Genomic DNA, 26,375 nt, shown 5'->3' with positions numbered 1-26,375 from the left:
CCACCAAGTGCTCATCCAGTTGAAAATAGTAGCGACAACCTGTGGATAACTACCGAAGAGACAGGTAAAATAGCGTGTTACGTATCAATTAGCGAAGTATGGAAAACTTTTGGCAGACCTGTTCCGCGCAGCTGGAGCTCGAATTGACGCCCCAGCAATACAGTGCGTGGATCAAACCGCTGGTCGCCCTCGACTACGAAGACGGCAAGCTGCGCATCGCCGCGCCCAACCGCTTCAAGCTCGACTGGGTGAAGACGCAGTTCGCCACGCGCATCACCGAGCTCGCCGCCCAGTACTGGGAAGCGCCGGTGGAGGTGCAGTTCGTGCTCGACCCGAAGAACAACCCGGCCAAGAAGCCGGTGGTTTCCACTTCGTCCGGCGCCGGCGCCCAGGGCCTGGATGCCCCGCGCCCTGCCCCGGTTCCGGATAACCAGACCCAGAACCTGAACATCGCCAACTCGCCCAAGCGCGAGCAAAGCCGGATCAACACCGAGCTGACGTTTGACAGCTTCGTGACCGGTAAGGCGAACCAGCTGGCGCGCGCCGCCGCGATCCAGGTCGCCAATAACCCGGGCATCTCGTACAACCCGCTGTTCTTCTATGGCGGCGTGGGCCTGGGTAAGACCCACCTGATCCATGCGATCGGCAACCAGGTCATGGCCGACCAGCCGGGGGCGCGCATCCGCTACATCCACGCCGAGCAGTACGTGCGCGACGTCGTCACCGCCTACCAGCGCAAGGGCTTCGACGACTTCAAGCACTATTACCACTCGCTCGACATGCTGCTGATCGACGATATTCAATTCTTCGGCGGCAAGAGCCGTACGCAGGAAGAGTTCTTCTATGCGTTCGAAGCGCTGATCGCGGCCAAGAAGCAGATCATCATCACTTCGGATACCTATCCGAAGGAAATCACGGGCATGGACGACCGCCTGATCTCGCGCTTCGACTCGGGCCTGACGGTGGCGATCGAGCCGCCGGAGCTCGAGATGCGCGTGGCGATCCTGCTCAAGAAGGCGCAATCGGAAGGCGTTACGCTGAACGACGACGTGGCCTTCTTCGTGGCCAAGCACCTGCGCTCCAACGTGCGCGAGCTGGAAGGCGCGCTGCGCAAGATCCTGGCTTACTCGCGCTTCCACGGCAAGGACATCACGATCGACGTGGTGAAGGAAGCCCTGAAGGACCTGCTCTCGGTGCAGAACCGCCAGATCTCGGTGGAAAACATCCAGAAGACGGTCGCGGACTTCTTCAACATCAAGGTCGCGGACATGTATTCGAAGCGCCGCCCGGCGAACATCGCCCGCCCGCGCCAGATCGCCATGTACCTGGCCAAGGAACTGACGCAGAAGAGCCTGCCGGAGATCGGCGAGCTGTTCGGCGGCCGCGACCACACCACCGTGCTGCATGCGGTGCGCAAGATCGCCCAGGACCGCCAGAAGAACGCCGAGTGCAACCACGAGCTGCACGTGCTGGAACAGACCCTCAAAGGGTAAACCGCCTCCCTTGGCCCGGGTTTGTGTTTAGTCCGGGCAATTGGCAAAATAGTGCAATAGCAATAAATCACGAAAACAACTCAGATCGAGGATAACTATGCAATTGGTCAAATCCACCCGAGACACGCTTCTCCGGCCACTGCAGATCGTGAGTGGTATTGTCGAGCGTCGGCACACTATGCCGATTCTGGCCAATATCCTCATTCGCAAGAACGGTGAAAGCGTGTCCTTCCTGTCGACCGACACCGAAGTCCAGATCACCACGCTGGCCAACATCGGTTCGGGCGACGAGGTGACGGGCACGACTGTAGCCGCGCGCAAGCTGCTGGACATCCTGCGCGCGCTGCCGGAGTCGGGCGACGTGACCATGACCCTGCAGAACAAGCGCCTGGCCGTCCAGAGCGGCAAGTCACGCTTCGCCCTGCAGACCCTGGCGGCCGAGGAATTCCCGACCGTTTCGGTGGCCGACAGCTACAACGCCTCGGTGACCCTGCCGCAGAAGACCCTGAAGCATCTGTTCAACATGGTGCACTTCTCGATGGCCCAGCAGGACATCCGTTACTACCTGAACGGCCTGCTGCTGGTACTGGACGGCAACAACATCATCGCCGTGGCGACCGACGGCCACCGCCTGGCCTTCTGCCAGGTGGCGTCGGAGCAGTCCTTCGAGCGCCAGGAAGTGATCATCCCGCGCAAGACCATCATCGAACTGCAGCGCCTGCTGGAAGAAAGCGATGAGGAAGTCCGCCTGGATATCGCGGCTTCGCAGGTCAAGCTGACCTTCGCCGACATCGAGCTGGTCTCGAAGCTGGTCGAGGGCAAGTTCCCTGACTACACCCGCGTGATCCCGAAGGGCTACAAGAACGACTTCACGATCAGCCGCGACGAGCTGCTGCGTTCGCTGCAGCGCGCCGCGATCATGACCAGCGACAAGTTCAAGGGTGTGCGCTGCATCATCACCCCGGGCAGCATGAAGATCAGCTCGACCAATGCCGACCAGGAAGAGGCGGTGGAAGAACTCGAGATCGATTATGGCGGCGACGCGATCGACATCGGCTTCAACGTCACCTACCTGCTCGACGTGCTGAACAACCTGAAGTGCGACCAGGTGAACATCGCCCTGGGCGACTCGAACTCGTCGGCGCTGATTTCGATTCCCGACAATGGCGACTTCAAGTATGTCGTCATGCCGATGCGCATTTAAGTAATACCGTCGGCCGAGACACATTGTTACCTCGTCGTTCCGGCGCAGGCCGGAACCCAAGTTTGCTGATGCGCACGCAACTTGGATCCCGGCCTGCGCCGGGATGACGGTTCAAGCTGTAGCTCTCAAAAAGACTGCAGCTTGAATCACCCGTTTTATAGAAAGCAGTCCATGTCCGAGAATACCCAAGCTCAAATGTCCGCCCCGAAGGGCGATGAATACGGCGCCTCCTCGATTCAGATCCTGGAAGGCCTGGAAGCGGTCCGCAAGCGTCCGGGCATGTACATTGGCGACACCTCGGACGGTACCGGCCTGCACCACCTGGTGTTCGAAGTGCTGGACAACTCGATCGACGAGGCGCTGGCCGGCTTCTGCTCCGAGATCCACGTCACCATCCACTCCGACAACTCGATCTCCATCACCGACAACGGCCGCGGCATCCCGACCGGCATCAAGATGGACGACAAGCACGAGCCGAAGCGCTCGGCGACCGAGATCGCGCTGACCGAGCTGCACGCCGGCGGCAAGTTCAACCAGAACGCCTATAAAGTGTCGGGCGGCCTGCACGGCGTGGGTGTGTCCTGCGTGAACGCACTGTCGAAACTGCTGCGCGTGACCGTGCGCCAGAACGGCAAGGTGCACCAGCTGGAATTCGAGCGCGGCGTCCCGCTGAACCGCCTGATCGAAGTCGTCGACGGCGTCGAAGTCTCCCCGATGAAGGTCATCGGCGAGACCGACAAGCGCGGCACCGAAGTGCATTTCTGGGCCGACGAGGAAATCTTCACGACCGTCGAGTTCCACTACGAGATCCTGTCGAAGCGCATCCGCGAACTGTCCTTCCTGAACAACGGCGTCAACATCAAGCTGAGCGACCAGCGCACCGGCAAGGAAGAAGTGTTCGCCTTCGAAGGCGGCACCCGCGGCTTCGTGGAATACATCAACAAGGCCAAGACCGTCCTGCACCCGACCGTGTTCCAGGCGACCGGCGACCGCCTGTCCGACCAAGGCACCAACATCTCGGTGGACGTGTCGATGCAATGGAACGACGCCTACAACGAACAGGTGCTGTGCTTCACCAACAACATCCCGCAGCGCGACGGCGGAACCCACCTGACCGGTCTGCGCGCGGCGATGACGCGCGTGATCAACAAGTACATCGACGAGAACGACTTCGCCAAGAAGGCCAAGGTCGAGATCTCGGGCGACGACATGCGCGAAGGCCTGACCTGCGTGCTGTCGGTGAAGGTGCCTGAGCCGAAGTTCTCGTCGCAGACCAAGGACAAGCTGGTGTCGTCGGAAGTGCGCGGCCCGGTCGAAGAGATCGTGGCGAAGACGCTGACCGACTTCCTGATGGAGAAGCCGAACGACGCCAAGATCATCTGCGGCAAGATTGTGGAAGCAGCCCGTGCGCGCGAAGCGGCGCGCAAGGCGCGCGACCTGACCCGCCGCAAGGGCGTGATGGATGGCCTGGGCCTGTCCTCGAAGCTGGCCGACTGCCAGGAACGCGACCCGGCGCTGGCCGAACTGTACATCGTCGAGGGTGACTCCGCAGGCGGCTCGGCCAAGCAGGGCCGCGACCGTAAGTTCCAGGCCATCCTGCCGCTGCGCGGCAAGGTGCTGAACGTGGAGAAGGCGCGCTTCGAGAAGATGCTGTCGTCGGAACAGATCACCACCCTGATCGCGACCCTCGGCACCTCGATCGGCCCGGACGAATTCAACGTCGACAAGCTGCGCTACCACCGCATCATCATCATGACCGACGCGGACGTCGACGGCGCCCACATCCGTACCCTGCTGCTGACCCTGTTCTACCGCCAGATGCCGCAGCTGGTCGAGCGTGGCCACGTGTATATCGCGCAGCCGCCGCTGTACAAGGTCAAGGCCGGCCGCGACGAGCGCTACCTGAAGGACGACGTCGAAGAGGCGAGCTACATGATGACGGTGGCGCTGAACAGCGCGTCGCTGATCCCGCGTGAAGGCGCAGAGCCGATCAACGGCGAAGCTCTGGGCGAGCTGGTGCGCCAGTACAACCTGGCCAACGCCATCATGATGCGCCTGACCCGCGTGATCGACCGCGCGGCGCTGACCGCGATCATGAGCGGCGTGACCCTGGACATGACTTCGCTGGAGAACGCCGAGGCTTCCGCGCGTGCGATGGAAGCGGCGATCAAGGACCCGGCCGTCAAGGTCGTGGTGCGTTCGGACGAGCTGTCGGAGAAGTATTCGCTGCGTATCGAGCGTATGCGCCACGGTAACGTGCAGGTGACCGCCATCGATGCGGACTTCGTGCAGAGCAATGACTACGCCGTGCTGGCCAATGCGGCAGCCACCTTCCAGGGCCTGATGGGCGAAGGCGCGATCATGCGCCGCGGTGAAGGCGAGAAGATGAAGGAGTTCGCGGTGCGCGAGTTCCACGAGGCGATGATCTGGCTGCGTGAAGAAGCGGAACGTGGCGTGACCAAGCAGCGTTATAAGGGTCTGGGCGAGATGAATCCGGAGCAGCTGTGGGAAACCACGATGGATCCGACCGTTCGTCGCCTGCTGAAGGTGCAGATCGAGGACGCGATTGCGGCGGACCAGATCTTCACTACCCTGATGGGTGATGAAGTGGAACCGCGTCGTAACTTCATCGAGACCAATGCACTTCAGGCAGGTAACATCGACGTTTAAGCGTCGTCCCTACCAAGCAAAAGGCCCAGCACTGCTGGGCCTTTTTATTTGGCGCTGTCACCGTTGAGTGTTGAATCTTCCTTAACTGCTGAGGTCTAACGAGGATCCATATCTCGGCGGAGGAAGCGATGAAGGACTCGACATTCAAGAAGCTGTTGGAACAGGTCGCAGTCCTAAGCAAGCGTCAACGCGAGCAGCTGCTTCAGGTGCTGCGTTCGACGGTTGGGCTGGACCGTTATTTTGCGCGTGAATCCGGCATCTCTCACCAGGCCGTCAACCTGCGCGCCGGCGAGCGTGTGCGCGGGGCAGTCCATGTCCAGAACGTCAACGCCTACCATCGCCGCTGCCGGAAATGGCTCGCCCGCTTCCATGGCGTAGCCACTCGCTACCTTCCCAACTATCTCGGATGGCGCTGGGCGCTGGATGGAAATCGCTTGGATTCGCCTGACACTCTCCTGCGAGCCGCGATTGGCATCTTCAACACTCAACGGTGACAGCGCCTTTTATTTTCAGTTCTGCTCGGGAATGGGCCGGACTACCAGGAATTGATACGACATCGCACCAAGGAAGGCGATGCCTGCACCAGTCAGCAACGCGGGGACAAACGACCAGCTCTGCGCGATATAACCGGTCAGGATCGGCGCCAGCGCGCCGCCAAGGAAACCGCCGAAGTTCTGAATGGCGCCGAGCGAGGCGATGCGGCTGCGAGGCGCCACCGCCGTGGCCAGCGACCACGAACACGCCGACGAAGCATTCGCGAGGAAGATGACGATCGAGATGCAGGCCACGGCCACCGTGTTGCTCTCGACTAGGGCGGCCGGAATCGTGAACGCCACCATGCCCAGCATCGACGCCACCACCGCCTTGCGGCGCCCGGTCACCGGCGATTCCGCATGCCGGGTGACACGATCAGAAGCCCAGCCGGCCACCAAGGCGCCGGCGAAGCCGCACAGGAAGGGGATGGAGGCGGCGAAGCCAGCCTGGGCCAGATCCATATGGCGCTCGGTCCGCAAGTAGCCCGGCAGCCAGGTCAGGTACACCCAGTTGAGGTACACGGAGCCAAAGAAGCCGAGCAGCATGCCCCAGGTGGCGCGGTGCCGGAACAAGGCGCGCCAGGACGCAAAGCTGGTCTTCGGCGCAGCCTCGGTGGATTGGCCCTCGTCGAGGTAGGCACGCTCGGCATCTGACAACCGCTCGCGGACCGGATCGCGATAAAAGGCCACCCAGACCACAGCAGCCACCAGGCCAAGCGCGCCGGTGACGAAGAAGGCCCAATGCCAGCTGGTCGCCATGATCAAGGGCGTCAGGCAGATCGGCGCGAGCGCGACGCCCAGTGGCGATGCCGAGTTGTAGACACCCGTCGGCGTACCGCGCGCGCGCAGCGGGAACCAGTTGCTGACCACCCGCGCCGCGGCCGGGAACTGTGGCGCTTCGCCGATACCAAGCACGATACGCGCGAGCACGAACCAGCCGAAGGTCGACACTAGGCCGCCGGCAGCCTGCGCCAGCGACCACAGCACCAGCCCCATGCCGAGCAGCCAGCGCGGACCGATCTTGTCGACCAGCGCTCCGACCGGGAGCTGGCAAAGCGCATAGCTCCACGAGAACGCCGACAGGAGCAGGCCCATCTGGCCGAGCGAGAGGTCGAGATCCGCGCGAATGTATTCGTTGGCGACGGCCAGCGTGGCACGGTCCAGGTAATTGATGACACCCGTGACCACCAGCAGCACAAGGGCCAGGGTTTGACGACGACGGATGCGGGGCGGGGTTACTTGATTAGCGGAAATATCGTTCATTGCAGGATGCTACCAAACGAGGCGCTCCAGGGGCGAAAGATATTGAGCTCTCGAAAGACCACGTGCCTTTCATACGACAGATCCACGCTCCCACCCTGCCCAGGGGCGCTTCGATTGCCGGAATGCATCCCGGAATCCGTGGACGATATTGCTATAGTGGCTCACCACAACCAGCCGGAGCCCATCCCCATGCGACTTCGAAAAGCCGCCGTCACGCTCGGCGGAAGCCTGCTTCCCACACTCGCGGTCGCCGCTCCCGATATGCAGGCAGCGGCGTTCATGGATATCTACGCTTCGCACTGCATCAAGTACCTGCACGATTTTGATGGCCTGCGCAAGCAACTGGGCGCCGCGCCCCAGCTGTCGGCCGACAAGGCGGCGATGTTCCTGAAGGGCTCGAGCGGCAAGGCCTGGATGGTGCCCAGTCCACATGGGCAGTTCATCCTCGTCATCAATACGGAAAAGAAGCTGTGCGCGCTGTACGCGAAGACCGTGCCCGCGGCCGCGGCACAGGAATTGTTCGAGAAGGTCGTCGGCAATGCGCCCGCCCCTTTCCGCAGCGAGAAGAAACGGGCCAGTTCAGCCACCGCCAACGGCAGCGTCAACAGCACCGTGGCCTATGAATGGATCAAGGACGATTCGCAGGCCAAGCCCCTGTTCTCGCTCACCGTCACCACCAGCACTACAAGCGTCGCTCAGGGCGTGGCGATTGCCGCCATCGGACACTAGCAATGCCGGCTCAGGCATAGGCGCGCAGCTCGCGCGCAAAGGAACGCAGCTGCGGGCACATCGCCCTGGTCGCGCGGGCGCACCATCCGGACAGGGCTTCGCGCAATTGATCCTCGGTGGCGAGCGAGCGCTGCCACAATGCCGCCAGCTGCACACGCAAGGCCTGGACGTGGCGCAGTCTTTCGCTGGCGCCCAGCAGCATGCTGAGCTTGGATTGTTCGTCCGCGTCCAGGTAGCCCGGGTCGCGCGCAAGCAGGCGCAGCGCCATGCGGCGGCTGATCCCGGCAGGGAGTGGCATGTTGCGCAATTCGCGGTTCCAGACCGGCGCCAGGCGCTGCGACAGCGCAGCCATCACACGTGCGCGATTGGCGAGCACCGCGCGCAAGGTGTGGTCGTCCACTTCCGTATGCTTGTAACGAATGCGCGGCGCCACCGGCACCGGCCTGGCCTTCGCCAGGCCGAGACACTGCAGGAGCCGGATGTACATCCAGCCCGCGTCGAACTCGTACCATTTCACCGACATCTTGGCCGAGCTGGCAAAGGTGTGGTGGTTGTTGTGCAGTTCCTCGCCGCCGATCAGGAGGCCGATCGGCACGATGTTGGTCGCGGCTTCCGCGCAATCGAAATTGCGGTAGCCGATCGCGTGCCCGGCCCCGTTGATGACGCCAGCCGCGAGCATCGGAATCCACAGCATCTGGATTCCCCAGACCGACAGGCCGATCACGCCGAACAGCGCCACATCGAGGATCAGCAGCACGCCCACGCCCTGCCAGGTCCAGCGGCTATACAGATTGCGCTCGATCCAGTCGTCGGGACAGCCGGCCGCATAGCGGTCGATCGCAGGCTTGTCGCGACTGGCGGTGCGATAGAGTTCGGTGCCGCGCAGGAGCACGGTGCGCAGGCCCACCAGGCGCGGACTGTGCGGGTCGCCCTCGCGCTCGCAGAACGCATGGTGCTTGCGGTGGATGGCGACCCATTCGCGTGTGACCATACCCGTGGTGAGCCACAGCCAGAAGCGGAAGAAGTGGCTCGCGATGGGATGAAGGGTGAGGGCGCGGTGCGCCTGGTGGCGGTGAAGGTAGACGGTGACGGCGATGATGGTGATGTGGGTCGCCACCAGCGTGTAGGCGACAATGCCGATCCACGATGCGTGCGTGATGCCGGTGTCCAGGAAACGCAAGAACTCTGTCATCGCCTTCTCCTCGTGCGGATCGGCGTCGCGCGTGCACCGTAGGCACTGCGTGCCGTCCCGTGGTACTGCGCCATCCGGACTTGCGCCGGACGGCGATCGCATGAAAGGCCAGCGTGATGGCTACCGCGGATGCGGCCGCGCTGGCGGCGGCCATGCACAGTATGCGCGTTTTTCAGCGCGGGCGCGCACGCCAGATCAAGCGATTCGGGAGGCCGCGAGGGCCCCGCGGCGAGATTTAACGACGGCGCGGGGGACCGCTGCGCGGGCCGGACGGGCCACGGTTCTCGATATGGCGGAACACGATCCTGCCCTTGTTCAGGTCGTAAGGCGACAACTCCAGTGTCACGCGGTCGCCGGCCAGGATGCGGATGTGGTTCTTCTTCATGCGGCCTGCGGTATAGGCGATCATCTTGTGTCCATTGTCGAGGTCGACGCGGAAGCGCATCTCGGGCAGGACTTCGGATACCAGGCCATTCATTTCAATCAGTTCTTCTTTTGCCATGCGGCTCTCCAATAGCGTTGAGGGAGCGTGCGCGGGCACGTTCCAGGGACATTGCGGAATGCGTCGCGAGCCAATGCAGGTCGCGAAGTGAAAGGGCCTGGCCGGGAGCACAGGAGGAGGAGAAAACAGTCCGCATGCCGCGGACGTCGTTTCAAGTGATGCGTGCAGGTCGTTGCTCGAACGCGCACGTCAGGTGCGTGCTGGAGCTATGAGTAGTACCGCCAGTATAGCAGCAATGACTCCTCGCCGCACAAAACCCAACAATTGCTTACATCAATTGGCTGGGCTCTTCATGGGTGGCGGTCGCCTGTTCCGCTTCGATGGACTGGTTCAGCTCGGCGCTGTCTTCGGGCACCGTTTCGGGCGGGTCGAGCATGTCGGCAAGCATGGCCTGCAGCTCTGCCGTATCCCATGGCTGGTTCGCCTTTTGCTGGCGGTGGATGTAAGACGTGATCTGCCGGTCTTGCTCGGCTGAAAGCGGCAAACCATGGAAGGTGGACTGCGGCGACGAATCGTTCATGATGCCTCCCTGTCTGGCCAGGGTGGTCAGATTCCTTCACTATACGCCCCGCGCGGCGCGGCGGCGCACGACTGCCGTCCAGTCACACCACACACAATATGAAGGCGTCCACAAGCCCGCTTTCCGTGCTAGGATTCCGCCTGGGCTGAGCAGGACGCCCACTCTCGCGAAAGCCAGCGCACCTGCCAACGTTGTCCACTACGTTCGTTTTAGGTTCATACCTTCCAATCATGGATGCCGCAGCGAGAACGGTATGCAATGTGAAAAGGAATCTGGTATGCACTCGCCATCCCATCCATCGGCCTCTCCCGAGACCAACACCGACTTCCTGCGTCGCTACGCGCGCCTCATGCTGCGCGCAGCGCGATCGGAGCAGCCCAGCAAAGCCCTGCCCGTCGTGCGCCGCGTGCATGCGGCGCGCGCAGTTCCGGTCGAGCGCGTGACCGAGCTCTATCATGTGCGCGAGACCCTGCAGCTCAAGCACATGTTCCGCACCCTCGCGATCGAGCTGGGTTACGACAGCTGGGACGCGTGCAAGCGCGATATCGAGCGCCAGCCGGCGGAGATGCTGGACCGCTTCCGACTGGACCTGGGCGCCTTCGGCGATTACGAGCACATCTGGTTTTCAGACTTGCCGTCTGCGCAGACCTGGCAGCGCGAACATGGCGGCCGCGTTGTCACGTATGGCAGCCAAGCTGTCGTAATGGCGACTTAATAATTCAGCATCCCCATCAGACGCCGGGGCCGCATGATCGCCCCATGCGGCCCCGGCTGGAATGCAATGCCCTTTACTCCTGAATGAGCGTCTTTCCCTCAGACGACCGGCGTTCTGATTCGATCTGCGGTTCATATTGTGCCAATCGTCGTTGAACGGCGGCGCTGCTCCTGTACTTCTTCTTCAGTGAAGCCAGCTTCCGGTCACTGCCTCTGCAGAATTTCTTGAGCTGCAGATTTACCTCTCTCATTCGTTCGTGCTCTTCCGGATCAGGAAGCTCTCCACGAAACCGATCGCACGTGTCCCTCTGTTCGATAAAATCCTGCACGTCCTCGGGCATTTGCTCGGTTGCCGGCAGGGGTGGCGCGATAATCAGGGAGATGAATAGCGCCGATATCTTTTTCTTCATGCGCCATGTTCCAGTATCGGACCGATATCTCTCCATTAAGGGCCATTCACGAATCGATGTATTGAGCTGCTTATCATGACATGCAGATATTCACTATTGATGAGCCTTTCTCTACAATCGCCCGCACCGATCCGATTCGAGGAGACACATGAAGTCCGCCATGCTCGCAGCCCTGTTCAGCATTCCCCTTCTCGCCCTGCCCTCCGCACATGCCGCCAGCCCGGCGCAAGCCAGCCAGGCGCGCACCCTGGGCGGCCTGGAATTCGTCTTCGACTACGAATTGGCCCGGCTGGTCAGCCAGTCGGTCGCGGCAGGCCAGTTCAGCGATGCGGCGATCGCCGCGATCCGCGCCCATCCGGCCAGCGCGGCGATGGTCAAGAAGATGAAGCTCAAGAGCATGGACGAGCTGATCGTCCACCTGCGCGAACTGTCCGCGAACCCGAAGACGAAAGCAGCGGCCGAGCGGATCCGCGATCGCCTGGCCGATGAGGGCTATGCACCGCTGGCGAACGAAGTCACGCGCATGCTCAAGCAATATGTGCCCGCCCAGTTCGCCGGCCGCTTGCGGGTCTATTTCATCTTCGGCGGCAATGCGGGCGGCTTCACCCTGGACGAGACCCCGAACGATGTCTACGTGAACCTGGCGCGCATGGCCGAAGCGAGCACCCAGGATCTGGCGGAACTGGTTTCGCACGAGCTGTTCCACGGCGTGCAGGCGTATGTGATGCCCCCGGCGCCGCGCCCCTCGGCGGACACGGCGGCGTCAAGCCTCGGCCCGGTCTGGGCCCGCCGGCTGCTCAACGACCTGCTGCAGGAAGGGACCGCGGAACTGTTCACCCATCCGCTGGCCGACCGTCCCGCGAACGGCTACTCGACGCGCAGCAAGACGCGCATCGAGCGCAACACCAAACGCATGGACGGCATCGTGACCATGGTCGAGACGATCGGCCTGCGGCTGCTGGCCAATCCGCCGCGCGACGAGCATGGCTACGAAGCGATTTACGGGCTGCTGTTCTACGGCACCTTCGACGAGCCGGCCTACGACCTGGGCTGGATCATGGCCAGCACCATCGAGCGTCACGACGGCAAGGCGGCGGTGTTCGCGCTCCTGAAGGGAGAGCCCAAGCAGTTCCTGCTGCGCTACCAGGAGCTGGCGCAGCAGGACGCCAAACTGCCGAAGTTCAGCGACGAGTTCGTGCGCGCGGTGCGCGCGCTGTGAACGCTCAGGGCAGGACGATCTTGACGATGGCGTTGCCGGACGTGACGTAGAGATTGCCCTTGCCGTCGGTGACGATGCCGCGGACCTCGGCCAGGCTGCCCGGCAGTCCGCCGGGGGTCAGGACATTGGCCCGCGTCGTGCCCGCCAGGGTCGTGACGACGCCGGCCGGCGTGATCTTGCGCACCAGGTTGTTGGTAGTGTCGGCAGCGTACACGTTCCCTTTCGGGTCCACGGTCAGCCCCACCACCTGCTCGAAGCGGGCGGCCGTGCCGGTGCCGTTCGCCGCACCCTTGGTGCCCGGCGCGCCCGCCAGCCCCGTGAGGGTCATCGTATTGAAAGAAGTCAGCGCCCACTTGCTGATCCTCCCGTCCAGGTCGTACAGGTAGGTGTTGCCGTTGGCGTCGGTCGCCACGCCGCGCGGCAGCAGCTGCCGCGTGCCGGACAGGCCGTTCACCACCGACTGGCCCTCCATCATCACGAATTCCTTGTTGGGAGCCAGCCTGCGGCTGCCATAGGCATTGGTGATGAACAGGTTGCCGTCGGCGTCGAGCGCGAGCGCGCCGGCTGCCACGTCCGGGATGCTGCCGGGGGCGACGCCCGTTCCGATCGGCAGCGTCGAGTAGGTGCTCACTTGTCCGCCCGTCGTGATGCTGCGGATATTCCGGTTGTCGGCGACGAACACCGTACCGTCCTTGTTCACCGCCACGGCCACGGGATTCTCGAAGCGCGCATTGGCGGCGCTGCCGTTGGCGGTCCCGGTCATCCCCGCCGCACCCGCCATCGTGGTGACCACGCCGGCCGGCGTGATCTTGCGGACCGTGGCGTTGCCCGTGTCGGCGACGTAGAGGTTGCCGTCGGCGTCGATGGCGAGCCCGCGCGGATTGTTGAAGCGCGCGGCCGTTCCGGTGCCGTCCATGGTGCCGTTCACCGATGCGTCTCCCGCAAAGACGGTCATGGCGGTCGACTGCGGCGGAGGATCGTCGTCGTCGTCGCCCCTGTCCTTCGGGATGCCGTCGCCACACGCGCTACACAGCAGCATCAGCGCGGCCGCGCCAATCAGGTTCAGACGCAGGCGGGCGGCCAGGGTGGCGGGTTTGCAACGCATGGAGATCTCCAGAGGAAGTTGCCGAAGATGCTAGCACGCGGCGCCCCTGCCCGCCTATGCCCCGGCCATGAGACACGCATAATCTGCGCCCCGCCAGCGTGGCCGCCTTCCCAGGGAACTTCTTTAAATCCCATACTTTCTTCGCCACACTCGACTATTATCCGCTTGACATACGGTCCAGCATCCCATAAAGTCGAAATTATGTCCTTCCCACTGCATCTGTCGACTTCCCTACCTGCTGCCGGCGCACTATCGCTGGCCGCCCTGCTACTACGCGCGTAATCACCGCCGCCCCGTCCGGCCACCGCCGGCCTCCCCAGCAGCCAGGAAAGTTGTACCGATGTCACCCAATCTCCGTATCGCACCGTCGCTTCGTCATCCAGGGCTCCTCCTGGCGGTCGGCATGCGCGCGCAGTTCCGCCTGCTGCTAAAGCTACCGATCGGTTGCCGGGCCTAGCGTTCGTGGCCCGTCCGGCAGCCTCCGCCACACATTCCCCCTTGTGACCACCATTCAGGAGCACCGATCATGTTGAAGAACCCCGCCGCCAAATACCGTCCTTTCCCCGCCGTCGACCTGGCCGACCGCCAGTGGCCCAGCCGCCGCATCACCCAGCCGCCGATCTGGATGAGCACCGACCTGCGCGACGGTAACCAGGCCCTGATTGAGCCGATGAGCCCGGAAAAGAAGCTGCGTTTCTTCGAGATGCTGGTCAAGGTGGGCGTGAAGGAAATCGAAGTCGGTTTCCCGTCCGCGTCGCAGACCGACTTCGATTTCGTGCGCATGCTGGTCGAGGAAAACCGGATTCCGGACGACGTCACCATCATCGTCCTGACCCAGGCGCGCGAAGAGCTGATCCGCCGCACCGTGGAATCGGCGGTCGGCGCCAAGCGCGCCATCGTCCACGTGTATAACTCGGTGGCGCCGGTGTTCCGCCGCGTGGTCTTCAACATGGAGCGCGACGAGATCGTGCAGATCGCGGTCAAGGGCACGCAGCTGATCAAGGAGCTGGTGGCCCGGCATCCGCAAACCCAGTGGGGCCTCGAGTATTCGCCGGAGTCCTTCTCGACCACCGAGCTCGATTTCTCCAAGCAGATCGTCGACGCCGTCAGCGCCGTGTGGCAGCCGACACCAGGCAACAAGATGATCGTCAACCTGCCCTCCACCGTGGAAGCGGCCACGCCCAACGTGTACGCCGACCAGATCGAGTGGATGTGCCGCCACCTGGAGCGCCGTGAGTCGCTGGTCATCAGCGTCCACCCGCACAACGACCGCGGCACCGCCGTGGCGGCGGCCGAGCTGGCGGTGATGGCCGGCGCCGACCGCGTCGAGGGCTGCCTGTTCGGTAACGGCGAGCGCACCGGCAACGTCGACCTGGTCACGCTGGCGATGAACCTCTACACCCAGGGCGTCGATCCGGGCCTGGATTTCTCGGACATCGACGCGGTGCGCCAGCTGGTCGAGGAATGCAACCAGCTGCCGGTGCACCCGCGTCATCCGTATGCGGGCGACCTGGTGTTCACCGCGTTCTCGGGCTCGCACCAGGATGCGATCAAGAAGGGCTTCGCGCAGCAAAAGGCGGATGCGATCTGGGAAGTGCCCTACCTGCCGATCGACCCGGCCGACCTGGGGCGCAGCTACGATGCGGTCATCCGCGTCAACAGCCAGTCGGGCAAGGGCGGCATGGCCTACCTGCTCGAGCAGGAATACGGCCTGCAGCTGCCGCGCCGCCTGCAGATCGAGTTCTCGCGCGCCGTGCAGCGCGTGGCCGACGAGAGCGGCCGCGAGATCGCGGCGAGCGACCTGCACGCGCTGTTCGCGCGCGAATACCTGGAGCAGGACGAGCCGTATCACTACATCGGGCACCGCATGACGGAAGCCAGTGGCGAGGATGTGCAGCTGGAGGTCAACGTGGCGCGCCATCATGCGCCGCAGGCGTTCAAGGGAACCGGCAACGGGCCCATCGATGCGTTCGTGAACGCGCTGGGGCTGGAGATCCGCCTGATGGACTACCACGAGCACGCGATCGGCTCGGGGGCGGATGCCAAGGCGGCCTGCTATGTGGAGCTGCGCGTGGGGAATGGGCCGACCTTGTTTGGGGTCGGCATCGACAGCAATATCGTGACGGCGTCGTTCAAGTCGGTGCTGTCGGCGGTGAACCGGCATGTGGCGGCTTCGGGGGTGGAAGCGGGGAAGATCGCGGCTTGAATCGCGTTCGGGTACTGCTAAGGAACTTGGGTTCCGGCCTTCGCCGCAACGACGGTCTTGAGGTTAGAGGCTAACGCAAACAACGTCGTCCCGGCGAAGGCCGGGACCCAAGTTCGCTCCGCAGCCAATAACTTCAATGAACGCTGACCCGATCCAGTATCTGCACCGACGCCCTCTCGCTCATCACCAGCACCAGCTTCAGCCTCGCCCGCGTCATCCCTACGAACAGCTTGCGCAAGGACAGCTCGTCGAGCTCCTCGAAATCGATCTCGGTAAAGATCAGCGCCGGCGCCGACTGCCCCTTGAAGCGGTACACCGACTCCGCCAGCAGCCCCCCTTCGCGGAACAGCGGATTCCCGAACAAGTCATACCCGCCCGTGAACGAGCGCAGCGTGTGCGCGTCGCTCAGCTTGTCCAGCTTGAGGATGGTCGACTTCTCCCTCCCCCGGAACGAACAGATCGCGATGTCCTGCCGCCCGAACCCGGCCGCCAGGCACAGGGTCACCGCGCGCCGCGTCTGCGACAGCATGGCTTCCGTATCGCCTTCCGGATAAGTCAGTTCCTCGATATCCGCCCCCTTGAACGGACTGCCCGCCTCCACCGGCTGGCGCGCCGCGCCGATCGAGGTGAGCATGTCCACGATCTGGCGCGGGCTGCGGTAGTTGGTGTTGGAGTGCAGGGTCACCCAGCCCGGCAGCGGCACCATCTCGCGGCCATATAGATTTTGGTCCGGATCCTCCAGCCAGATCGCGCGCCCGCCTTCCTTCAGCATGCGCAGCACGATGTCGCGCCACACGGTCGAGAAATCCTGGCCCTCGTCCACGATCACTACGTCGTACTGCCAGGTTTCCGGCAGGTCGGCCGCCGCCAGCGACTTCTCGATCTCGGTCCAGACCTCCGGCGACGAATAGTCGGGCGTCAGGTCCTGGGCGCGCAGCCAGGCGTCGCACAAGGTGTGGAAGGTGGCGACCCGTCCGCCCGCCGGCACCAGGCGTTCGATGTGGTCGGCCAGCGGCCGGTTGAAGCAGACGTAGAGCGGGCGCAGGCCGGCGTCGATCGCGGCCGTGAATTCGGCCAGCGCCAGCTGGGTCTTGCCGCTGCCGGCCGTGCCCACCACGCGCAGGCGGAAGGGCTCGAACTCGAGGCGCCGCGCCCAGGTGGCCAGGCCTCCCGACAGGCGCGTCACCATGCTCACCGCGTGGCCGATCATCGAGCTCGGGTCGGGCCGCAGGTTCAGGGTGTCGCCCAGGAAGCGCGTCACCTTGTCGAATTCGTCGGTCTTGGGCGTCAGCGGCAGGGCCTCGCGGATCACCCGCGCCAGTTTCGGCTTGTTGGTGGCGTCGATGATGTGGTGCGGGTCGATCCCGGCCAGCTGCTGGTCGCGCACGATGTAGTCGGGGCAGTAGAGCAGGTAGTCGATCGACAGCTCGCCCTGGTAGCGCTTGGTCAGGCCCTCGATGGTCGACAGGATCTGGTTGCGGATCTTGCGCGGCTTGCCCAGGTAGTTCTTGACCAGGCCGTCCTTGGTCTCGGTCAGGAAGCCCGCCACCTGCTCGATCACCAGGATGCGGCCGTTCGGCGCCACCACGATGAAGTCGATGTCGCCGTAGACCGAATAGCCCTGCTCGACATTGGTCCAGTGCACCCCGTGATACACGTGATAGGGCGCGTCGGACAGGCGCTGGTCGAGGTAGGCGAGGGTTTCGATCTCGCGCGCTGCGGCGCCGGTCACGGACATCTCGCGCCAGCCGGCAGGATGGATGTAGGCCATAAGTGGTCAACGCCTCCTCAAGAGAATTGACACTATTGTAAGGCTGGGCGTCCCGAAGAAACACACAGTTGAACAAGGACTTATTGTTAAGGAATATGGAATGAAGATGCGCATACAGAGGCAATGATCTTTTTCGGCTAACAGTCCATCATGTATCCATCCATTCAACGAAACCAGGAGGAAACATGAACGTCAGGACACAACAAGTCGCCATCGTCACCGGGGCCTCGCGCGGCATCGGCGCCGCCATCGCCTGGCGGCTGGCCGAGGACGGCTACAAGGTGGCCGTCAACTACGCCGGCAATGTAGAGGAGGCCGAACGGACGGTAGAGGGCCTGCAGGCCGCCGGCCATGTGGCGCTGGCGGTGCGCGCCGACGTGTCCAGGCCGGACGAGGTACGCGCCCTGTTCGAGACCACGGAACGCGAGCTGGGCAAGATCGATGTGCTGGTCAACAATGCGGGCATCCTCAAGACCATGCCGCTGGCCGAGACCACCGACGAGCTGTTCGCCCAGACCTTCGCCGTCAACGTACAAGGGACCTTCAATACCTTGCGCGAAGCGGCCCGGCGCATGAACGACGGCGGGCGCATCGTGAACTTCTCGACCACCGTGGTGGCCACCAGGCTGCCGGGTTATGCGGCCTACACCGCCAGCAAGGCGGCGGTCGAAGCCCTCACCGGGATCTTCGCCAAGGAGCTGCGCGGCCGCCAGCTGCGTGTGAATGCCGTGGCGCCGGGGCCGGTCGCCACCGAATTATTCTTCAACGGAAAAACCCCGGAACAGATCGAGTACTACGCCAGGATGCCGCCGCTAGAGCGCCTGGGCGAGCCGGAAGACATCGCCAGGGTCGTATCCTTCCTGGCCGGGCCGGATTCGGGCTGGGTCAACGGGCAAGTGCTGCGCGCCAATGGCGGCCTGGCCTGAGCGCCGGCGCTGGAGGACTTTATAATTCGGCTATTTCCGACTCCCGCGCACACGCATGTCCATTCGCCTGGCGATCTTCGACTTCGACGGCACCCTGGCCGACTCGTTCCCCTTCTTTATGAGCGTGTTCAACGAGATCGCCGACCAGCACGGCTTCCGGCGCGTCGATGCGCAGCAGGCCGAGCGGCTGCGCCATTACGGGCCGCGCGACATCATGCGCCACGTGGGCATGCCGGCCTGGAAGCTGCCGCTGGCCTCGCGTTCCTTCATCGAGCGCATGCGCGAGAATACGGCGCGCATTCCGCTGTTCGACGGCGTCGGCGAGATGCTGCGCGAGCTGGTGCGCAGCGGCCTGGAACTGGCCGTGGTGTCCTCGAATTCGGAACAGAACGTGCGCCAGGTGCTGGGCCCGGACCTGGCGGCGCTGGTGCGCCAGTACGAATGCGGGATGTCGGTGTTCGGCAAGGCCGCGCGCATCCGCAAGGTGCTGCGGGTGGCGGGCGTGGCGCCGGCCCAGGCGCTCTATGTCGGCGACCAGACCACGGATGCCGACGCCGCGCGCAAGGCCGGCGTGGCGTTCGGGGCGGTGAGCTGGGGCTATGCGCCGATCGAGGCCCTGCGCCGCAGCGAACCCCAGCACGAGTTCACCGCACCGGGCGACCTGCTGTCGCTGCGGTGCGCCTGAGCGCCCCGGCTCAGGCGCCGAAGCCCGCGTTGCGCTCGACGGCGCTGCGCACCGCGGTCACGAGGCCAGCATAGGTCGTGTCGCGGCACAGCGCCGCGTCTTCCCCCGCGCAGGGATCGTGGCCGTGGCCGGCCTCGCCGGCAGGCGCCGGCAGGAGGGAACGCGGCCCGCGGCGCATGCGCTCGGGGGCGGACGTGCGCCGCCCGCTGGTCAGCTTCTGGTCGTCTTGCATGGCATTGCTCGCTTAAAAATCGCGGCGCCTTGTCGCGTCCGCGCGGTCGGAAAACCTTATCCCTTCACGCACACCACCTGCTTCAGGGTATGGACCACTTCCACCAGGTCGCGCTGGGCGTCCATGACGGCGTCGATGTCCTTGTAGGCCATCGGGATCTCGTCGATCACGCCCTCGTCCTTGCGGCATTCCACGCCGGCGGTGGCGCGCTCCTGGTCGGCCAGGGTGAAGCGCCGCTTGGCTTCGGTGCGGCTCATCAGGCGGCCGGCGCCGTGGCTGCAGCTGTTGAAGCTCTCGGGATTGCCCTTGCCGCGCACGATGAAGCTGCGCGCGCCCATCGAGCCGGGGATGATGCCCAGCTCGCCCTCGCGTGCCGACACCGCGCCCTTGCGCGTGACCAGTACATCCTTGCCGAAGTGGCGCTCTCGCTGCACGTAGTTGTGGTGGCAGTTGACCGCCTCCACGTGGGTCTCGAAAGGCTTCCTGATCACGCTGCGCACCGCGTGGACCAGGTTGTGCATCATGACTTCGCGGTTGATGCGGGCGAATTTCTGCGCCCATCCCACCGCCTCGACGTAGTCGTCGTAGTGCTGCGTGCCCTCTTCCAGGTAAGCGAGGTCCTGGTCGGGGAGGTTGACCATGTGGCGCCGCATGTCCTGGCGCGCCAGTTCGATGAAGTGGGTCCCGATGGCGTTGCCGACGCCGCGCGAGCCCGAGTGCAGCATCAGCCACACGAAATTGTCCTCGTCCAGGCAGACCTCGACGAAGTGGTTGCCGCTGCCGAGGGTACCCAGGTGCTTGTAGTTGTTGCTGCCACGCAGCTTGGGATACTTGCGGCAGATCTCGTCGAACTCGTCCTTGAGCTTCATCCAGCCGGCCTCGGCAGCAGGCGGCGGATTGTTCCAGGAACCCACGTCGCGGCCCTTGGCGTTGCGCGTCTTGGGCGACATGCCGTGCGGGATCGCTTGTTCGATGGCACTGCGCAATTTGCTCAGGTTATCGGGCAGGTCGTCCGCGCGCAGGGTGGTCTTGGCCGCCATCATGCCGCAGCCGATGTCCACGCCCACCGCCGCCGGGATCACCGCGCCCAGGGTCGGGATCACGCTGCCGATGGTCGATCCCTTGCCAACATGGACGTCCGGCATGACGGCGACGTGATGGAACACGAAGGGCAGCTGCGCCAGCCTGGACAGCTGTTCCTTCGCTTCCGCCTCGACCGGCACGCCGCGGGTCCACATCTTGACCGGACGTCCCTTGGCGCCGCCGAGCAGTTCGTACGCATTCTGGTCCATGCGGCCTATCATCGCGTAATTCGAAAATTGGTGGAGTCCTGCTGAAACGCGTCCCGATCGGCAGCCTGGGCTGTTGCAGATCAAACACATCCTGCGCGCAAGTTCGACACTGAAAGAGATTTCGAACAAAGGGGGCGTCCATGCCGAGCTTGCTATCCCGCCTTGCGGCCCTGCCGCTGCCGCTGTCCACCGCGCTGTTATGCGCAGCATGCTGGTCCGGCCCCGCCGGCGCCCAGGACTCGGGCTTCGTCACCTACGAGAACGACAAGTTCTTCAATACCGACCGCTACTACACCAGCGGCATCCAGTTCGCGTCCCGCCACGCCCAGGACACACGCTTGCCCGGCGAACGCAGCTTCACGGACGGCCTGTGCCGCTGGCTCGGCTGCGCCGATGCGCGCCTGCTGTTCACGCAAAACAGTGCCGGGCAGCTGATGTACACACCCGGCAATATCGAGACCCCCAACTACCAGCGCCACGACCGTCCCTATGCCGGCTTTCTCTACCTGGAGCGCGACCACCTGTTCCTGTCGCCCGACGGCAAGGCGCTGACCACGCTGACGGGCCAGGCCGGCTTCACCGGGCGCGCATCGCTGGCCGAGCAGACGCAGAAGTTCGTGCACCGCGTGCTCGACCGTCCGGAGCCGCGCGGCTGGGACCACCAGGTAGGCAACTCGCTGGCCTTCGTGCTGTCGGTGGAGCGGCGCCACGCGCTCTCCTTCCTGTCCGGCGACATCGGCCCCGGCGTGCAGCTGCGGACCAATGCCTACTGGCGCCTGGCCGCCGGCACGCTGATGAGCTATGCCGCCGCCGGCCTCACGGTGGCGATCGGCAAGGACTTGCCGGCCGTATCGCCGATGCCGCCCGGGATCACGCACAGCCTCAGCAGCGGCAAGCAGGACAGCTCCTGCCTGTGGGACTGGCTCCAGTGCACCGCCTTCGCCGGCGTGGAAGGGCGCTACATGGCCTACAACCTGTTCCTCCAGGGCCGGCCCTGGCGCGACGATCCGGACGTGCCGCCGCGCCGCAAGGTGGGCGACCTGATGGCCGGCCTGCGCCTCGATTTTCCGCACACGCGCGGGACCGGCCACGGTCCCTGGTTCATCCAGTTCCGCGCGACCCGGCGCTCGCCCGAGTTCTGCTCGCCGTGCCGGGTGCCGCGCCATACCTTCGGTTCGCTGACGGTGGGTACGGACTTCTGAGGCCGCTCGCGCCTTGCGTGCGGCCGGTGGCGCTTCTATACTCGGCGGGAAATGCACTGTTGCATTACCGAACGGACTCCCATGCGCCTACCCTTCATCTTCCTGGCTCCCCTGTTCCTGGCCGGCTGCATCAGCGAAACGGCCAGCTACGCCATCGACGACCGCCAGCACGCCCTCATCGTGCGGATCGACCAGGACTATTTCTGGAGCAAGCGGGCCAGCCTGCGCCTGATCGTCTCGCGCATGCCGGACTGCCAGCGCCAGATGGAACTGGGCGAAGTGCGCCTGCCCGGCCTGGAAATCGAGCTGTTCGACAACGGCAACGGCACCTATACCCTGCGCGCCGACGACGAGGCCTGGCAGGTCGAGACGCGCGGCTGCACCCGGCTGGAAGCCCCCGAGGCCGACGCCGTCACCGGCCAGGCGCTGGGGGTGTTCCACCTCGACGCGGACAAGAAGCTGGTGTTCGAGAAGCCGGAAGAGTAAAGCAGGCCCGCGCCGCTATTGAAATTAGTTAGCTTAAAGACCGTCGCCCCGGGACTCGGCGTCCCCCTTGGCCGGGGCCCAAGTTTGGCGTCTCGGTAACTTTGCGGAACTTGGGTTCCGGCCTCCGCCGGAACGACGTGTGAATGCTAACTAAATATAGTTAGGGCACGCGTCCCGCTCAAGGCCGCAGCCAACCGCGCCCGATCGGCAGCGCCAGCACGCGCCGGTACAGCGTTTCGAGCGCCGGCAGCAGGCCTGCGCAGGCGGCGCGGGCGGCCGGCGTATGGGCCAGAAAGGCCATCGTTCCCGAGACCAGCAGCGCACCGGCCATGTCCTTCGGCCAGTGCACACCCAGGTAGATGCGCGACCAGGCCACCACCAGGGCCAGCGGCAGCAGCGCCAGGCCCAGGCGGCGCGCCAGCGGCACGGCGCTGAAGGCCAGCACCAGCGCCACCGAGAAGATGCTGGTCGCGTGGTCGCTCGGGAAGGAGCTGTCCGGGTCGTGGAACAGGAAGGTATGCCCCGCCCCGGCCACGAAAGGACGCGCGCTGTACCACAGCTGGCCGATCAATCCGTTGAGCGCCAGCGCGCACACCGCGGCCAGGCAGGCGCGCAGCGCCACTTCGCGGCCCGCGCCGCCGCCCGCCCACAGCAGCACCAGCGACAGCGGCATCAGGAAAATCAGCCACTCGGCGGCGAACACCGCGCCCAGCAATTGCCAGCCGCTCAGGCCGGCGTGCGCGTTCAGCGCGGAGTATGCGATCAGGTTCCAGTGCTCGACCATGGCTTTTGCTAACAATTTGACAAGTATCTTGTTAGCTTAGCTCAAGTGTTCCAGCGAACTTTGCGAAAAGTGCAACAGAGTGTGACAGAAATATTACATCTTCGCCGACTGCATCAAGTCACTGAATGACGCTGCAGCAGCTTGTGCAGGTGAGACAGTTCCTGCTCGCGTCCGAGTTGCATCAGCACCTTTTCCAGCAGGGTGAGCTGGCCCTCGCGCAGCATGTTCCACTGCGTGAAGTATTCATGCACGGTGCGCCAGGGCGGGAAGCCGGGCGGCAGGCTGCGCCAGGTCGCCCCGGTCTGCAGGAAATACAGCACCGCGCAGAACACGTCGTAGAGGTCGTGCTTGCGCGGCCGGGTCTTGCGCCGCGCCGCCTCGAGCATGCCGCGGATGCTGTCGAACTCGTCGCGCGAGATGTCGCTCGGGTATGCAGGGCGGTCCATGGCAGCAGCCTCCAAAACATCTTGGAGGGCCGTGATATGGAACAGGTTCCCGGTTGAGGCGGGGATGCGCCGCGGCCGGGCGGCCGGCGCCGCGGGAGGCGAAAGTGCGCCGGCAGTTCGCGATTACGCGCCGCGGTCGTCGCGCGCCAGCGACAGGAACTCGGTGCGCAGCGCCAGGTTCGGCTGCAGTTCGCCAAGCATGGCCGAGGTGATGGTTTCCTCGCCAGGGGTGCGGATGCCGCGGCTTTCCATGCACATGTGCCGGCACTTGATGACCACGCCGACCGCCTTCGGCTCCAGCACTTCCATCAGCGCGTTGGCGATCTGGATCGTCAGGCGCTCCTGCACCTGGAGGCGCTTGGCATAGATGTCGACCAGGCGGGTGAGCTTGGACAGGCCGACGATCTTCCCGTTCGGCAGATAGCCGACCGTGGCGCGGCCGAAGAAGGGCGCCAGGTGGTGTTCGCAATGGCTGTAGACCGGGATGCCGCGCACCACGATCAGCTCGTTGTACTCCTCGGCGCCGTCCTCGAAGGCCTTCAGGACTTCCACCGGGTTCTGGTCGTAGCCGGAAGTCCAGTGCTTCCAGGCTTTGGCCACGCGCGCCGGTGTTTCATGCAGGCCCGGGCGGTCGGGATCCTCGCCAAGGCTGGCGAGCAGGCGGCGCCAGTCGTGTTCGGTGAAAGCTTCTTTGTCAGACATGGTAAATCCTAGAAAATCGATTGCCGCAAGTATATAGAAAATGCGGGTAGCCGACCCGCTCCTGCCAATTTCTTGAGCACGATCAGGTCAGCAATACCACAAGCGGCGTAGCGTGGAGGACGGTTCCTTTCGGGAGAAGCGCCATGTTCGGCAGCACCGTCCTCGAAGTCGCCATCGGCCTGGCGTTTTGCTATGGCACCCTGGCCCTGGTCGTCAGTACATTGCAGGAAGCGCTCGCGGCGGCATTCAGCCTGCGTGCGGGCATGCTACAGGAAGGCGTCAAGCGCATGCTGGCCGACCCGCGCTTCGACGCGCTGGCGCGCATGCTGTACGAGCACCCGCTGGTCAATCCCCAGGGCGCCGGCACGGTGCGGCGCGGCGCGGAACACGGGAGCATGGAACCCGGACGGGCGCCCGAATCCAGGCTGGCGCGCCCCGAACCATCCTACATCGAACCCAATCACTTCGCGATCGCCCTGGTCGACAGCATCCGCCATGGCGACATGCCGGTCGGCGCCGCCATCGCCGCCGTCGACGATCCGCAGCTGCGGCGTACGCTGCAGGCCCTGTATGCGCAATCGGGCGGCGACCTGCAGCGCTTCCAGAACTGCATCGCCGGATGGTTCGTCAGCGCCATGGAAAGACTGTCGGGCGTCTACAAGCGGCGCCAGCTGCTGGTGTCCTGGCTGCTGGCGCTGCTGCTCGCGATCATGTTCAACATCGACAGCATCCACCTGTTCCGCACCCTGTGGCAGCATCCGGCGCTGGCGGCCCAGATCGGCGCGGCGCCCGGCGCGCTGGATTCCGCCGCCCTGCAGCAGCTGTGGACACTGCCGATCGGATGGAGCAGCTTCCCTCCGGTGCTCGATGCGGGCTTCGTGCTGCAAGTGGCCGGCTGGCTGGTGACCGCCAGCACCACCCTGTTCGGCGCCCCCTTCTGGTTCGACCTGCTGCAGCGCGCGATCAACCTGCGCAGCACAGGGGCCAAGCCGGCGCCCGCCACGGCGCCGGCATCCGCCGCCGGCATCGTCCGCACGCGCGAAGTGCAGGCGCAGGCGGAGACAGACCCGGTTTAGTCCTGGCGCCCTGGCGGGCGGTGGGCGTCGACCAGGACGCTCGAGATCGACACGTGCGGCACGCGTTCCGGCCACTCGTCGTCGGGGCCGAACCAGCGCGCCTCGGCGATCTCGGACGTGTCGACGCGGATCTCGCCGTCCACGTAATCGGCCGTGAAGGCCAGCATCAGCGAATGGGGGAAGGGCCAGGACTGGCTGCCGAAGTAGCGCAGGTTGGTCACCCGCAGCCCGACCTCTTCGTACACCTCGCGGTGGACCGCCTCTTCGACCGATTCGCCCGCCTCCAGGAAACCGGCCAGTGGCACGAAGCGCTTGGTGGGCGAGGCCACATGCATCGCCAGCAGCACCGCATCGCCCTTGCGGATCAGGACCATCATGGCCGGCGAGATGCGCGGGTAGGCCATGTGCCCGCAGTTCACGCACTTGAAGCAGCGTTCGCCCGCGGCCAGCACGGTGCCGCTGCCGCATGCGCCGCAAAAACGGTGCGTGCGCGCCCATTCGGCCACCTGGGCCGCGCGCGCCGCCAGGCCCACCAGCTGCTCATCCATCTCGCCGAACAGCGAACGCAGACCGCGCCAGCCATAGCCGGGCGGCGGCACGAGCTCCTCGTCAAGCCAGCCGGCCTGGCAATACCGTTCGCCCAGCAAGCCGAGCGGCTGCAGGTTCGCTTCCGGCACGCCAAGCTGCGCGAGCAGGGCGGCCTGCGGCAGCGCCAGACTGTCTTCGCGCACCAGCAGCCGTCCCTGGTAAAACAGGAAGCTCAGGGGTTCCGGATCAGGGTGCGGAGCGAACAGCGGCTGGAAGGAGACGGGTGTCTGGAGCATGATCGGTAAGGTCGGGTTGGCGATAGTCGATGATACCGTCTTTCGCCGCCGTGCTCAGGGCGCCGCCGGTATGCAAGGTTTCTCTGCCGCGAAGGCAAGAACACGCATGCCGGTGCAAGCAGGGCCGACAGGACGCAGGCCACCCGGAAACGACAACGCAGACGGTCCCTGCGGACACGTCTGCGTTGC

24 protein-coding genes and 2 pseudogenes are annotated in these 26,375 nt (G+C 64.6%); 13 read left to right on the top strand and 13 right to left on the bottom strand.

Going from position 1 to position 26,375, the window contains the following annotated elements; all coding sequences use genetic code 11:
• Positions 1 to 98: 98 nt before the first annotated feature.
• The 4 genes and pseudogenes from dnaA to KBW95_RS12545 all read left to right on the top strand — a co-directional run.
• Positions 99 to 1,493: a chromosomal replication initiator protein DnaA gene (gene dnaA, locus KBW95_RS12560; RefSeq protein ID WP_211525207.1), complete on the top strand. Its 1,395-nt coding sequence runs from the start codon at positions 99 to 101 to the stop codon at positions 1,491 to 1,493.
• 97 nt (positions 1,494 to 1,590) lie between these two features.
• Entirely contained in the window at positions 1,591 to 2,697 is a 1,107-nt protein-coding gene (gene dnaN, locus KBW95_RS12555) for a DNA polymerase III subunit beta (protein WP_211525206.1), read from the top strand.
• 195 nt (positions 2,698 to 2,892) lie between these two features.
• The gene (gene gyrB, locus KBW95_RS12550; RefSeq protein ID WP_211525205.1) at positions 2,893 to 5,367 is read left to right on the top strand and encodes a DNA topoisomerase (ATP-hydrolyzing) subunit B; all 2,475 of its coding nucleotides are present in this window, start codon (positions 2,893 to 2,895) and stop codon (positions 5,365 to 5,367) included.
• Positions 5,368 to 5,606: 239 nt separating this feature from the next.
• Positions 5,607 to 5,863 (top strand): annotated as a pseudogene (locus KBW95_RS12545) (IS1595 family transposase); the annotation flags it as partial.
• A 13-nt stretch (positions 5,864 to 5,876) separates the two neighbouring features.
• Here KBW95_RS12545 and KBW95_RS12540 read toward each other — a convergent pair.
• Positions 5,877 to 7,163 (bottom strand): MFS transporter, encoded by a 1,287-nt coding sequence (locus tag KBW95_RS12540; RefSeq protein ID WP_211528385.1) that lies wholly within the window; start codon positions 7,161 to 7,163, stop codon positions 5,877 to 5,879.
• 189 nt (positions 7,164 to 7,352) lie between these two features.
• Between KBW95_RS12540 and KBW95_RS12535 the strand changes: the two genes are divergently transcribed.
• Entirely contained in the window at positions 7,353 to 7,892 is a 540-nt protein-coding gene (locus KBW95_RS12535) for a hypothetical protein (RefSeq protein WP_211525203.1), read from the top strand.
• A gap of 10 nt (positions 7,893 to 7,902) precedes the next feature.
• On the opposite strand, the gene KBW95_RS12530 is transcribed toward KBW95_RS12535, so the two are convergent.
• From KBW95_RS12530 to KBW95_RS12520, 3 genes are all read right to left on the bottom strand, one after another.
• Positions 7,903 to 9,084: a fatty acid desaturase gene (locus tag KBW95_RS12530; protein WP_211525202.1), complete on the bottom strand. Its 1,182-nt coding sequence runs from the start codon at positions 9,082 to 9,084 to the stop codon at positions 7,903 to 7,905.
• A gap of 235 nt (positions 9,085 to 9,319) precedes the next feature.
• Positions 9,320 to 9,586 carry a translation initiation factor IF-1 gene (gene infA / locus KBW95_RS12525; RefSeq protein ID WP_211525201.1) on the bottom strand — a complete coding sequence of 89 codons (267 nt, stop codon included), beginning with the start codon at positions 9,584 to 9,586 and terminating at the stop codon, positions 9,320 to 9,322.
• 268 nt (positions 9,587 to 9,854) lie between these two features.
• Positions 9,855 to 10,106, bottom strand: coding sequence for a hypothetical protein (locus KBW95_RS12520; protein WP_211525200.1), 252 nt, complete (start codon positions 10,104 to 10,106; stop codon positions 9,855 to 9,857).
• A gap of 277 nt (positions 10,107 to 10,383) precedes the next feature.
• On the opposite strand from KBW95_RS12520, the gene KBW95_RS12515 reads away from it, so the two are divergent.
• Positions 10,384 to 10,821, top strand: coding sequence for a hypothetical protein (locus KBW95_RS12515; RefSeq protein ID WP_211525199.1), 438 nt, complete (start codon positions 10,384 to 10,386; stop codon positions 10,819 to 10,821).
• A gap of 73 nt (positions 10,822 to 10,894) precedes the next feature.
• Here the strand turns inward: KBW95_RS12515 and KBW95_RS12510 are convergent, their stop codons facing one another.
• Entirely contained in the window at positions 10,895 to 11,230 is a 336-nt protein-coding gene (locus tag KBW95_RS12510; RefSeq protein ID WP_211525198.1) for a hypothetical protein, read from the bottom strand.
• A 148-nt stretch (positions 11,231 to 11,378) separates the two neighbouring features.
• Here KBW95_RS12510 and KBW95_RS12505 point away from each other — a divergent pair, with 148 nt between their 5' ends.
• Positions 11,379 to 12,449, top strand: coding sequence for a DUF5700 domain-containing putative Zn-dependent protease (locus KBW95_RS12505; RefSeq protein WP_211528384.1), 1,071 nt, complete (start codon positions 11,379 to 11,381; stop codon positions 12,447 to 12,449).
• Between the two features lie 4 nt (positions 12,450 to 12,453).
• Here the strand turns inward: KBW95_RS12505 and KBW95_RS12500 are convergent, their stop codons facing one another.
• Positions 12,454 to 13,554 carry a hypothetical protein gene (locus KBW95_RS12500; protein ID WP_211528383.1) on the bottom strand — a complete coding sequence of 367 codons (1,101 nt, stop codon included), beginning with the start codon at positions 13,552 to 13,554 and terminating at the stop codon, positions 12,454 to 12,456.
• A 523-nt stretch (positions 13,555 to 14,077) separates the two neighbouring features.
• Between KBW95_RS12500 and leuA the strand changes: the two genes are divergently transcribed.
• Positions 14,078 to 15,760, top strand: a complete 1,683-nt coding sequence (leuA, locus tag KBW95_RS12495; RefSeq protein WP_211525232.1) for a 2-isopropylmalate synthase — start codon at positions 14,078 to 14,080, stop codon at positions 15,758 to 15,760.
• 133 nt (positions 15,761 to 15,893) lie between these two features.
• Here the strand turns inward: leuA and KBW95_RS12490 are convergent, their stop codons facing one another.
• Positions 15,894 to 17,531 carry an ATP-binding domain-containing protein gene (locus tag KBW95_RS12490; protein ID WP_211525195.1) on the bottom strand — a complete coding sequence of 546 codons (1,638 nt, stop codon included), beginning with the start codon at positions 17,529 to 17,531 and terminating at the stop codon, positions 15,894 to 15,896.
• Between the two features lie 185 nt (positions 17,532 to 17,716).
• Here KBW95_RS12490 and KBW95_RS12485 point away from each other — a divergent pair, with 185 nt between their 5' ends.
• Positions 17,717 to 18,457: an SDR family oxidoreductase gene (locus tag KBW95_RS12485; RefSeq protein ID WP_211528382.1), complete on the top strand. Its 741-nt coding sequence runs from the start codon at positions 17,717 to 17,719 to the stop codon at positions 18,455 to 18,457.
• A 55-nt stretch (positions 18,458 to 18,512) separates the two neighbouring features.
• Entirely contained in the window at positions 18,513 to 19,142 is a 630-nt protein-coding gene (locus KBW95_RS12480) for an HAD hydrolase-like protein (protein WP_211525193.1), read from the top strand.
• 10 nt (positions 19,143 to 19,152) lie between these two features.
• On the opposite strand, the gene KBW95_RS12475 is transcribed toward KBW95_RS12480, so the two are convergent.
• Together KBW95_RS12475 and KBW95_RS12470 are read right to left on the bottom strand one after the other, a co-directional pair.
• Entirely contained in the window at positions 19,153 to 19,374 is a 222-nt protein-coding gene (locus KBW95_RS12475; protein WP_211525192.1) for a hypothetical protein, read from the bottom strand.
• Between the two features lie 56 nt (positions 19,375 to 19,430).
• Positions 19,431 to 20,666 (bottom strand): RtcB family protein, encoded by a 1,236-nt coding sequence (locus tag KBW95_RS12470; RefSeq protein WP_211525191.1) that lies wholly within the window; start codon positions 20,664 to 20,666, stop codon positions 19,431 to 19,433.
• 140 nt (positions 20,667 to 20,806) lie between these two features.
• Between KBW95_RS12470 and KBW95_RS12465 the strand changes: the two genes are divergently transcribed.
• Both KBW95_RS12465 and KBW95_RS12460 read left to right on the top strand, forming a co-directional pair.
• Positions 20,807 to 21,868 (top strand): lipid A deacylase LpxR family protein, encoded by a 1,062-nt coding sequence (locus KBW95_RS12465; RefSeq protein ID WP_211525190.1) that lies wholly within the window; start codon positions 20,807 to 20,809, stop codon positions 21,866 to 21,868.
• Positions 21,869 to 21,949: 81 nt separating this feature from the next.
• Complete coding sequence (locus tag KBW95_RS12460) at positions 21,950 to 22,354, top strand: hypothetical protein (protein ID WP_229429715.1); 405 nt, start codon at positions 21,950 to 21,952, stop codon at positions 22,352 to 22,354.
• A gap of 178 nt (positions 22,355 to 22,532) precedes the next feature.
• On the opposite strand, the gene KBW95_RS12455 is transcribed toward KBW95_RS12460, so the two are convergent.
• The 3 genes and pseudogenes from KBW95_RS12455 to folE form a co-directional block, all read right to left on the bottom strand.
• Positions 22,533 to 23,138: a phosphatase PAP2 family protein gene (locus KBW95_RS12455; protein WP_211528381.1), complete on the bottom strand. Its 606-nt coding sequence runs from the start codon at positions 23,136 to 23,138 to the stop codon at positions 22,533 to 22,535.
• Positions 23,139 to 23,308: 170 nt separating this feature from the next.
• Positions 23,309 to 23,584, bottom strand: a pseudogene (locus KBW95_RS12450) (transposase); the annotation flags it as partial.
• Positions 23,585 to 23,707: 123 nt separating this feature from the next.
• A complete protein-coding gene (gene folE, locus KBW95_RS12445) occupies positions 23,708 to 24,286 on the bottom strand; it encodes a GTP cyclohydrolase I FolE (RefSeq protein WP_211525187.1) in 579 nt (192 codons plus the stop codon).
• Between the two features lie 143 nt (positions 24,287 to 24,429).
• Between folE and KBW95_RS12440 the strand changes: the two genes are divergently transcribed.
• Positions 24,430 to 25,362: a hypothetical protein gene (locus KBW95_RS12440; protein ID WP_229429714.1), complete on the top strand. Its 933-nt coding sequence runs from the start codon at positions 24,430 to 24,432 to the stop codon at positions 25,360 to 25,362.
• On the opposite strand, the gene nudC is transcribed toward KBW95_RS12440, so the two are convergent.
• Positions 25,359 to 26,186 (bottom strand): NAD(+) diphosphatase, encoded by an 828-nt coding sequence (gene nudC, locus KBW95_RS12435; RefSeq protein WP_211525186.1) that lies wholly within the window; start codon positions 26,184 to 26,186, stop codon positions 25,359 to 25,361. The genes KBW95_RS12440 and nudC overlap by 4 nt on opposite strands.
• Between the last annotated feature and the right edge of the window lie 189 nt (positions 26,187 to 26,375).

It is taken from the genome of Massilia sp. ZL223 (genome assembly GCF_018119395.1).
Lineage (GTDB): Bacteria > Pseudomonadota > Gammaproteobacteria > Burkholderiales > Burkholderiaceae_D > Telluria.
Note: the sequence above shows the minus strand (reverse complement) of the source record. Positions and strands in the feature narration are given on the sequence as shown.